Below are 8,416 nucleotides of genomic sequence, written 5' to 3' on the forward strand. Positions count from 1 at the left end.
GCTTCCAGTCGCTAGGGCTTCAGTAAAACTAGCAGTATCTTCAATTAAACACTATCCAACTTCCACTTTTTCAACGCTAAACCGTAATATTACTGAGATTTAATAAAAGATGGATTGGCGTATATACTGCTAAATCCCTTACCTGCCTGTAGCTTAGACAACACTTCACTAAGTCTTTGTTATTTGCTAGGAAAAGATGAATTTTCTGTAAAGATTCTGTAAAGACTCTCTGGAGAGTCAGTATTTCCCCTAGGGGATTGCTTAGGATATAGCGGAAGCACTCCTAAAAAGCTGGGTATTTTTACTTAATTTTTGGCTTATATCTACAAAACGAGCAAGAAACTGATTTCCACAAGTTACGTGTTTTTACGAGAACCTTAAATTTTCATCTACAAAATTAGATGGCTTGTGATTCTGAAAAGCGTGCAGAGGCTAATCAAAAGAACATAGAGCTTTTTGAAACTGGGTTTAAGTACTTGATATTTGTGGATTGGAAGAGGATATAGGAAAATCTATATGCCAAAAACTGGGACTCAGGCTAAAACTAATACTAAACTAAATAGCCGAGGTTCCCACTCCTGGGAACTTCCTCCAACTTGGCTACAATTTTTAGTCATCAGCGTACTGGTTTTAGGCATATTTTTTCGATTTGCAAATTTGGATCGAAAAGTTTACCAACACGACGAAGCTTTTACCTCAATGCGGATTTCTGGCTATTCCAAACCAGAAGTGCAACAGCAACTTTTTGATGGTCGTGTCATCAGTGTTGAAGACTTACAAAGGTATCAGCGTCCCAATTCAGAAAAAGACTTAATCGATACTATGCAGGTGCTAGCGCAATACCCAGAACATCCGCCGCTATATTACGTGATGGCACGATTTTGGGTACAGTGTTTTGGCAGCTCGGTGGCAGTGACAAGAAGTTTGGGTGCCCTAATTAGTTTACTAGCATTTCCTGGCATTTATTGGCTGTGCAGAGAATTATTTGAGTCATCGTTGACAGGATGGATAGCGATCGCTATCATCGCTATTTCACCTTTACACGTACTGTACGCGCAGGAAGCGCGGCAGTATAGCTTGTGGACGGCAATTGTCTTGCTATCGAGTGCAGCACTGCTACGAGCTATCCGGGTTAAAACTAAGCTAAGTTGGGCGATCTATGCAGTTACTGCGGCATTGGGACTCTATTCAAACTTATTTTTTGGGCTGACTTTAATCGGTCATGGGATTTATGTCATCTTAACTAAAGCCCATCGAGAAAATAAAACAGTTATTGCTTATTTAGTGGCATCGATAGCAGCGTTTCTAACTTTCGTACCCTGGGTTTGGGTGGTTTTAAGTAGCGATCGCATCATTGACAGAGTGGCATCAGCTCCAAAACCACCCAATTTATTTACTTTAGTTAAATGGTGGACTCGGAATCTCAGCAACATTTTCTTAGATGTAGATCCTAGCGGTTACTGGTTCGATCCGATTGGTTATGACGATCCTTTTTCTATTCCTCTTAGTTTAATCTTAGTTGGTTATTCGATTTATTTTCTCTATCGCCATACCCCAGCGAAAGTTTGGCTATTTATTTTTACTTTTACTGGGATGGCGGTTATCCCCCTCATGCTACGAGACTTAATGACTGGGGGATTTTTATCTACAGCACCGCGATATTTGATCCCATCTTATTTAGGAATCCAGATAGCTATTGCTTACCTCCTGGCTAGTAAAATTACTTGGAGTTTTAATTCCATCCGGCAACAAAAACTGTGGCAGTTTGTGATAGTTGTTCTACTTTCGTGCGGAGTTTTGTCCTGTGCAATCAGCTTTCCAGCAGAAGTATGGTGGAACAAGTTTATGGACACTTATAATCCTCAAGTGGCTCGCATCGTTAACCAAGCTTCTCATCCACTTGTAATTAGCGATACTAAGATTCCGGGAAGTGTATTATCTCTCAGCCGCCTACTCAGTCCGAAAGTGCAGCTACAGTTGGTGAGCCAACCAAAAAATTTTCTAGCTGCTGATGGTTTCAGCGAGGTATTTTTATTTGATTCCTCAGATACTTTACGAAACCAACTTGAGAAAACACAGGGTTACAACTTAAAAATAGCTTTCAAAGGCTACAAGTTTGAACTTTGGGAAGCAAAAAAATAGCGGAGGCAATCCTATTTTATGCCTAAACAAGAATTTGTGAATAATTGGTAATTGGGGATTAGGATAAAACTCAATAATCTATTCCTTATTCAGTAAACGGACGAACTAAATTATTTATAGCCTGAAGAAAGTGTTTGTCGTTCTACCTTAAACCCTTGTCAATGTTGCATTTTTTACCTCAAGAGCGCCGACAAGATAACTAGCGATCGCAATCTCCAATGTCGCTATCCTCATGCTCAAACTTTAAGCGATAGCCTTTGTCGTAGACGCTGTAAATCACTTGTCCGCCCATCTCCCATTTTTGCCAGTCGCCGTTCTTAACCTTGACTTAGTCCAAAAGGAAGATTAAGTCAAGAAAGAAGATTAGTAAATATTGAAGCAAAGGATTCAATACGCCAGTTTTTTAGCGCGTCTTATGCAAACTATTTACGGAAATCTTCAAGGATTACAATCGAGCCATATCAAGCAACTACAGCGGCTTTACGAACAGCGCCAACCAAGCGATCGCCTGACGACTCCGGAATTCGCTCAAGCACTAGCCGAAATTAGTACGTCCATTCATCACCCTGTATGCTGTTACATCAATCGACGTGGACACCCAATCCGAATCGCCGTCGGTACTCCCAGCCAAACGCAAATTCCGCCCCAAGAGTTGCCCCGGCATAAGGGCGAACACTTGAGTGGAATTCGCTGTCTTGCCACTCAACTCAAATCCGATCCACCAGATACAGCGGCACTCAGGGCAATGGCACAGCAGCGCCTAGACGCCTTAGCAGTGTTAGTTCCAAAGGGCGATGGAGCGCGACGAAATGGTGAAGCCGCAGGCGATGTCAAAGAAGCTTATCTTGCTCACCTGGTTCCCGAAGCAGAAAAGCCCTGGGTTATTTCTCGTCCCCTTAGCTTAGATGACCTGACAGAGCAAGGCTTTGACGACTTAGTAGATGAATGGGAGAGTGAGTTCTCCGAGTCAGGCTTTGAAACATCGCAATTCCACGAGAATAACTCAAAAGGCGATCGCGTTCTGTTGGTTGGGTTGATGACAGAAGACGTCTCTCCGCAGCGGTTTCAAGATGGTCTGGAGGAACTCGTTCGCTTGGTTGAAAGTGCGGGAGGACAGGTATTAGAGACGGTGCAACAAAAGCGATCGCGTCCTCATCCTCAAACGGTCGTTGGTCATGGAAAAGTTGAAGAAATTGCCCAACGCGCTCATCAACTGGGAGCCAATATCATTGTCTTTGACCGAGATATCTCTCCCTCTCAAGCTCGTAACCTAGAAACCGAGATTGGTATCCCTGTCGTAGACCGGACTGAAGTAATTCTCGATATCTTCGCTCAACGCGCTCAATCCCAAGCGGGTAAATTGCAAGTGGAATTGGCGCAACTGGAATATATGCTGCCTCGACTGAGGGGTCGGGGTCGGGAAATGTCCAGACTAGGAGCCGGGATTGGTACGAGAGGACCGGGTGAAACCAAGCTAGAAACAGAGCGGCGAACCATTCAGCGCCGAATTGCCCAACTCCAGCAGGAAGTCAACCAATTACAAGCGCATCGCTCCCGGATTAGACAACAACGGCAAGAGCAAGAAATTCCCTCGATTGCTGTGGTTGGTTATACCAACGCTGGGAAGTCCACCCTGCTGAACGTGTTAACCCACGCCGAAGTTTATACGGCAGATCAACTATTTGCCACCCTCGACCCCACAACTCGAAAGCTAGTCATTACAAACCCCGAAACCCAAGAGCGGCGGACGATTCTTCTGACAGACACGGTCGGGTTTATTCACGAACTCCCGCCACCGCTCATGGATGCCTTCCGAGCCACCCTGGAGGAAGTAACCGAGGCGAATGCCATGCTTCATGTCGTCGATCTATCCCATCCCGCTTGGGAAAGCCACATCCAGTCGGTCATGGAAGTGCTTGGAGAAATGCCTGCCCTTCCAGGTAAAGCTTTGATTGCCTTTAACAAGGTCGATCAAGTAGATAGCGAAACGCTAGCCTTCGCTCAACAACAGTATCCCGAAGCTGTGTTTATTTCAGCTACTCAACGCTTAGGTTTAGAGACCCTACGCCAGCGGATGGTGCAACTGGTTGATGAAGCAGTTTCACAACCGCACTAATAAAAATGTGACAAGAAGCCAGTAGTTACGGTGTCTATTTTTGGCAATGTCCCCCGCTTAAAAAGGGGTTATAAGCATTTTCCCCCTTTTTAAGGGGGATTCGGGGTTCCCTCTGGGGAGAGGGGGGATCGAGTGTATAGGACACCCAGTTAAGTCAAGAACCAGCAAGCTAAGCAAACAAGAATTCACACACTATTTGCAATGATGAACAATCCAATAACGTGGAAGTACGTATTTCAAACCAAAGCTATCATTAACTGGGTCGAATCTATAGCTTTGTTGTTATCTGACCAATGGATTCGCCAAATGCTAGGTCAAGAACCGCTCACCAATCCTGAATATTTACATCTGTTTGGCGCATTGGTATTTACGATCGGGATTGGTTATTGGTGGGTTGGTAAGGATATCTCTCGAAATCACGATCTTATAAGATTTGGAATTTGCGCCCAAGTTTCTGTCTTTATCGTTTTGGCTTATCACACCTTAATCGGTGGTCTTCACCCATTTTATTTAGTTCCGGGTGTCATTGATCTTACCTTTGCGATTCTCTTTAGTTTATTTCTCTCCTCTTATGAGCGGATTAAACCAGCTTTAGAGTAATTAGAGTCGAGTATATGCAACTTAGAACCCCACCCCTACCCGTTCACGGGGAGGGAGAGATCTTACCTTCCTATGTCAACGGGAAATTATAGCAATCATAAATGATTCCTGAACGCAAGATACCCGACTTCTCCAAGAAGTCGGGTATCTGATCTCGCATCTGACAACTCAAATAGGAGAGAACGCAACATGACCCAAAAACATGGCCCTTGGACAATCCAAGAAACGAATCGAAAGTACCAAAATTCATTTATAAATGTTCGTGAAGACCAAGTTCTCCAACCTGATGGACAACCGGGTACGTATGCTATCGTCACAATGAAATCTGGCGTTGCTATTTTGCCAATCGATAGCGATCGCGTAGTCTATCTTACTCGGCAATTTCGTTATGCGCTTGGCAAAGAAAGCATTGAGGTTGTCGCTGGTGGTGTTGAGGAGGATGAACCGCACCTGGAATCTGCACAACGAGAAATTGAAGAGGAACTGGGAATTAAAGCTTCGGAATGGCTCGATTTAGGAGTTTTTGACTTAGATACATCAATTGTCTGCTGTCCGGTGCGTCTATTTCTAGCAAAGCAATTAACATTCACCCAATCCCATCAAGAAGGAACGGAAACGATAGAAACAGTTCGGATTCCCTTAAGTGAAGCGGTGCAAATGGTCATGGATAGCGTAATCACACACGCGCCAAGCTGTGTGCTGATTCTGAAAGCGAATAAGGTACTTGGCGAATAATAGGCGATCGCGCTGACACTGGCTAAACATATCACCACAAACTTTGCAACGCATGAATTGCAACGCATGAATAAGTATCACGATCGGGATGCACTCAAACTAACTCATGGCAAATGTGGCTATGGAACGAGGCATTGCAATTTCTTCCCCACGATCCTCCCCTAATTTGGTTGCGGCTTCCTTTTCAATCACTTTTAGTCGCTTGGGCTTGGTGGTTTACCAGAGATAATGATTCAGTGCAATTGGAACAACTGAATGAGTGAGAAACAAGAGCCGGAATTTCAATTTTTTTCAGCAGCCCCGCTGCTGCAAATTGGTACTAGCGGTTGGGTTTATAAGCACTGGATGGAAATCTTTTATCCAGCGCAGATGCCTGGAAATCAACAATTACCATTTTACGCACAGCACTTTCCAACTGTAGAAATCAACTTTTCTTTCTATCGTCTGCCAGAGCGGTCTGTATTTGAAACATGGCGAGAACAAACGCCTGAAGGGTTTCTTTTTGCTGTGAAAGGTAGCCGTTACCTTACCCACATGAAAAAGTTAAAAGAGCCAAATGAACCGCTATCTCGCTTAATGGAACGAGCGGGCGGTTTGCAAGAAAAACTAGGCCCAATTCTGTTCCAATTTCCTCATACTTGGCCCCTTAATATGGAGCGCCTTCAGCCATTTTTAGAATTGCTTTCTTCTTATCCAGAACAACGTTATACATTTGAATTTCGACACCAAAGTTGGCTAATTCCACAGGTGTACGAACTATTAGAACGTGCGGGTGCAGCCCTTTGTTTGCCAGTCAGTCCCACGGTTCCGCTAGATATTCGTTTGACTGCGCCCTGGACTTATATCCGGATGCACAGTGGGCAATGGGGCGTTGGCTACAGCGATGAAGAATTGTCTACCTGGGCTTCCCATATCCGCTCATTTCTTCAACAAAAGATTGACGTGTACGTGTATTTCAACAACGACCCAGATGGTCATGCTATCCACGATGCTGAACGCCTGAAAGCATTACTGTCCATGAATTGTTCAACGTTTTAGTGATGAGGAAAAGCAAATAATACCTGGCGATTGGAAATCGCGGCTACGCAAACAAAGTCCGCCTGCGCGGACTATTGAACTCTGCTTCTGTCAGGTTTAGCGTGTAAGGACGCGATCGCTCGTTTTCTGTGATGCAGGGAAATTGTTAGCGCTGGCTGTGTCGTGGGAATACTGAGAAAGAATGCGATCGCTCGTTTCCTCTGATGCAGCTAAATTGTTAGCGCTAGCTGTGTCGTGGGAATACTGAGAAAGAATGCGATCGCGCCTCTTAAGTTTTAGCACCCAGGAGAAAATCATGAGTTTAACAGTTACAGCAACGTTTATGCTTGCTGACTGGATCGCCAAAGGACTTGCAGATGGAACCTTTGAGCGCGTTGGGGGTGTGATCCGGGAAGTAGGAACGAAACACGTTGTTACGTGGTTGCATGACATCGGAGCAAATTCTTCTCAAATACCAACGCCAACTGCTTCTTCTCCCAATTTACTTAACCTTATTTTCTCTGGGGGAAATTGGGCTGGTTCAGTTGCTAATGCGGCTGTTACAGGTAAGGGATTAGCTGATGTTAACCAGCGTCTGGGTGGAATTGGGCAACAAGTAGTAAATATTCAGCAGGGTTTGCAACAAACACAAGGAATCTTGCAAGTAGCTTCTGCTACTAGCGTACTAAATTTAGGTGTCTCAGTGATGGGATTTGCTGTATTAAACCAGCGTCTCAACGAACTGGAACAACGTCTAAAACAGACTGAGGAACTGTTAAACAAAATTAACCGCAAAATTGACATTGGATATTATGCTAACTTCAAAGCTGCTATTGGTCTGGCGATGAATGCCTTTACGATGACCAAAGTGGAAAACAGAGAACGTATGGCGATTGAAGCTATAAACCGTTTTCTAGAAGCTGAACATATTTACACGGACTACACAGACAAAGAACTTGAGCAAGGTAGCCAGATCGCTGATGAATATCTTTTGACCTTATCTCTAGCTTATATTGCTGAAGCACGTTGTCATCTTGAGTTAGGCGAACCCGAAACAGCACTTAATCGCTTCCAAGAAGGTGCGAAAGTTCTTCGTTCTCGTATTCATAAATATGTTGAGCTTCTACTTACTTCTAACCCAGCAGCTTACTTACAGCCTCAGTTCAAAGGTCAGATAGATTTGCGACGACTAACCCGAATTTACCAATGGATTGACCCAGCTTTAGATGAAAATGCTGTGTTTGAGCTTCAACGTGAGAATTTGCTCAAGATGGCGCAAGAACCTGATAAATGGGCTGAATCGTTACCAGCAGCAATCCTAACTCGCGTTGAGGTTGCAGGAGGTTGGTTTGGCCCAAATGCAGGAGATTTGAGGCGAGAGGCTGATAAACGTCTTCCCCAAGTGCTGGAAGTCATGGAATCTATGGTGGAAACCAATCGCCGTTTTGAAGCGTATCAGACAGAAGTACAAGCGATCGCACAATTGGGAATTACCTTCCATGACTGGCTGAAATTAACTCCCTCCATAGACTCTAAACCCGACGGTGCAGAATTAATGTACATCATTCCATCCCAGCCGTTAGAGTTGCAATTCTCTGTTTAAAGTGGTTTCTCTTCCAGAAAAGAATAGCCAGCAAATATTGCCTGACAATCTCTTCCCAAGCGCAGGCGATATGCTGATCATTAAAATTTAGGTAGTGCCCAAGATGTAATGATGGAGAAGAAGAGTTTCTTTGTGATATTTTCCTCTTATGCCCGTCTGTCCCATTTGTGCATCTACTCAAACCGTCAAAAATGGTCGCATCC

The 8,416-nt window shown here is 44.3% G+C and carries 7 protein-coding genes; 6 read left to right on the forward strand and 1 reads right to left on the reverse strand.

Features of this window, described 5'->3' with window-relative positions:
* Positions 1-516 precede the first annotated feature (516 nt).
* The 5 genes from NDI33_RS08020 to NDI33_RS08040 all read left to right on the forward strand — a co-directional run bounded on the left by NDI33_RS08020 (position 517) and on the right by NDI33_RS08040 (position 6,631).
* Complete coding sequence (locus NDI33_RS08020; RefSeq protein ID WP_190677350.1) at positions 517-2,142, forward strand: glycosyltransferase family 39 protein; 1,626 nt, start codon at positions 517-519, stop codon at positions 2,140-2,142.
* Positions 2,143-2,557: 415 nt separating this feature from the next.
* A complete protein-coding gene (gene hflX / locus NDI33_RS08025; RefSeq protein WP_190677352.1) occupies positions 2,558-4,258 on the forward strand; it encodes a GTPase HflX in 1,701 nt (566 codons plus the stop codon).
* A gap of 201 nt (positions 4,259-4,459) precedes the next feature.
* Positions 4,460-4,858 carry a hypothetical protein gene (locus tag NDI33_RS08030; protein ID WP_242033213.1) on the forward strand — a complete coding sequence of 133 codons (399 nt, stop codon included), beginning with the start codon at positions 4,460-4,462 and terminating at the stop codon, positions 4,856-4,858.
* Between the two features lie 189 nt (positions 4,859-5,047).
* A complete protein-coding gene (locus NDI33_RS08035) occupies positions 5,048-5,593 on the forward strand; it encodes an NUDIX hydrolase (protein ID WP_190677355.1) in 546 nt (181 codons plus the stop codon).
* A gap of 255 nt (positions 5,594-5,848) precedes the next feature.
* Positions 5,849-6,631: a DUF72 domain-containing protein gene (locus tag NDI33_RS08040; protein WP_190677357.1), complete on the forward strand. Its 783-nt coding sequence runs from the start codon at positions 5,849-5,851 to the stop codon at positions 6,629-6,631.
* A gap of 96 nt (positions 6,632-6,727) precedes the next feature.
* On the opposite strand, the gene NDI33_RS08045 is transcribed toward NDI33_RS08040, so the two are convergent.
* Positions 6,728-6,928 carry a hypothetical protein gene (locus NDI33_RS08045; protein ID WP_190677358.1) on the reverse strand — a complete coding sequence of 67 codons (201 nt, stop codon included), beginning with the start codon at positions 6,926-6,928 and terminating at the stop codon, positions 6,728-6,730.
* On the opposite strand from NDI33_RS08045, the gene NDI33_RS08050 reads away from it, so the two are divergent.
* Positions 6,927-8,213 carry a hypothetical protein gene (locus tag NDI33_RS08050; protein ID WP_190677360.1) on the forward strand — a complete coding sequence of 429 codons (1,287 nt, stop codon included), beginning with the start codon at positions 6,927-6,929 and terminating at the stop codon, positions 8,211-8,213. The genes NDI33_RS08045 and NDI33_RS08050 overlap by 2 nt on opposite strands.
* Positions 8,214-8,416 lie beyond the last annotated feature (203 nt).

The organism is Trichocoleus sp. DQ-A1 (genome assembly GCF_039961955.1).
Taxonomy (GTDB): domain Bacteria; phylum Cyanobacteriota; class Cyanobacteriia; order Cyanobacteriales; family FACHB-T130; genus FACHB-T130.

What these genes read in the sequence shown, in the direction of transcription:
- NDI33_RS08020 (WP_190677350.1), top strand. Translation starts at nt 517, where the DNA reads ATGCCAAAAACTGGGACTCAGGCTAAAACTAATACTAAACTAAATAGC.
- hflX (WP_190677352.1), top strand. Translation starts at nt 2,558, where the DNA reads ATGCAAACTATTTACGGAAATCTTCAAGGATTACAATCGAGCCATATC.
- NDI33_RS08030 (WP_242033213.1), top strand. Translation starts at nt 4,460, where the DNA reads ATGATGAACAATCCAATAACGTGGAAGTACGTATTTCAAACCAAAGCT.
- NDI33_RS08035 (WP_190677355.1), top strand. Translation starts at nt 5,048, where the DNA reads ATGACCCAAAAACATGGCCCTTGGACAATCCAAGAAACGAATCGAAAG.
- NDI33_RS08040 (WP_190677357.1), top strand. Translation starts at nt 5,849, where the DNA reads ATGAGTGAGAAACAAGAGCCGGAATTTCAATTTTTTTCAGCAGCCCCG.
- NDI33_RS08050 (WP_190677360.1), top strand. Translation starts at nt 6,927, where the DNA reads ATGAGTTTAACAGTTACAGCAACGTTTATGCTTGCTGACTGGATCGCC.
- NDI33_RS08045 (WP_190677358.1), bottom strand. Translation starts at nt 6,928, where the DNA reads ATGATTTTCTCCTGGGTGCTAAAACTTAAGAGGCGCGATCGCATTCTT.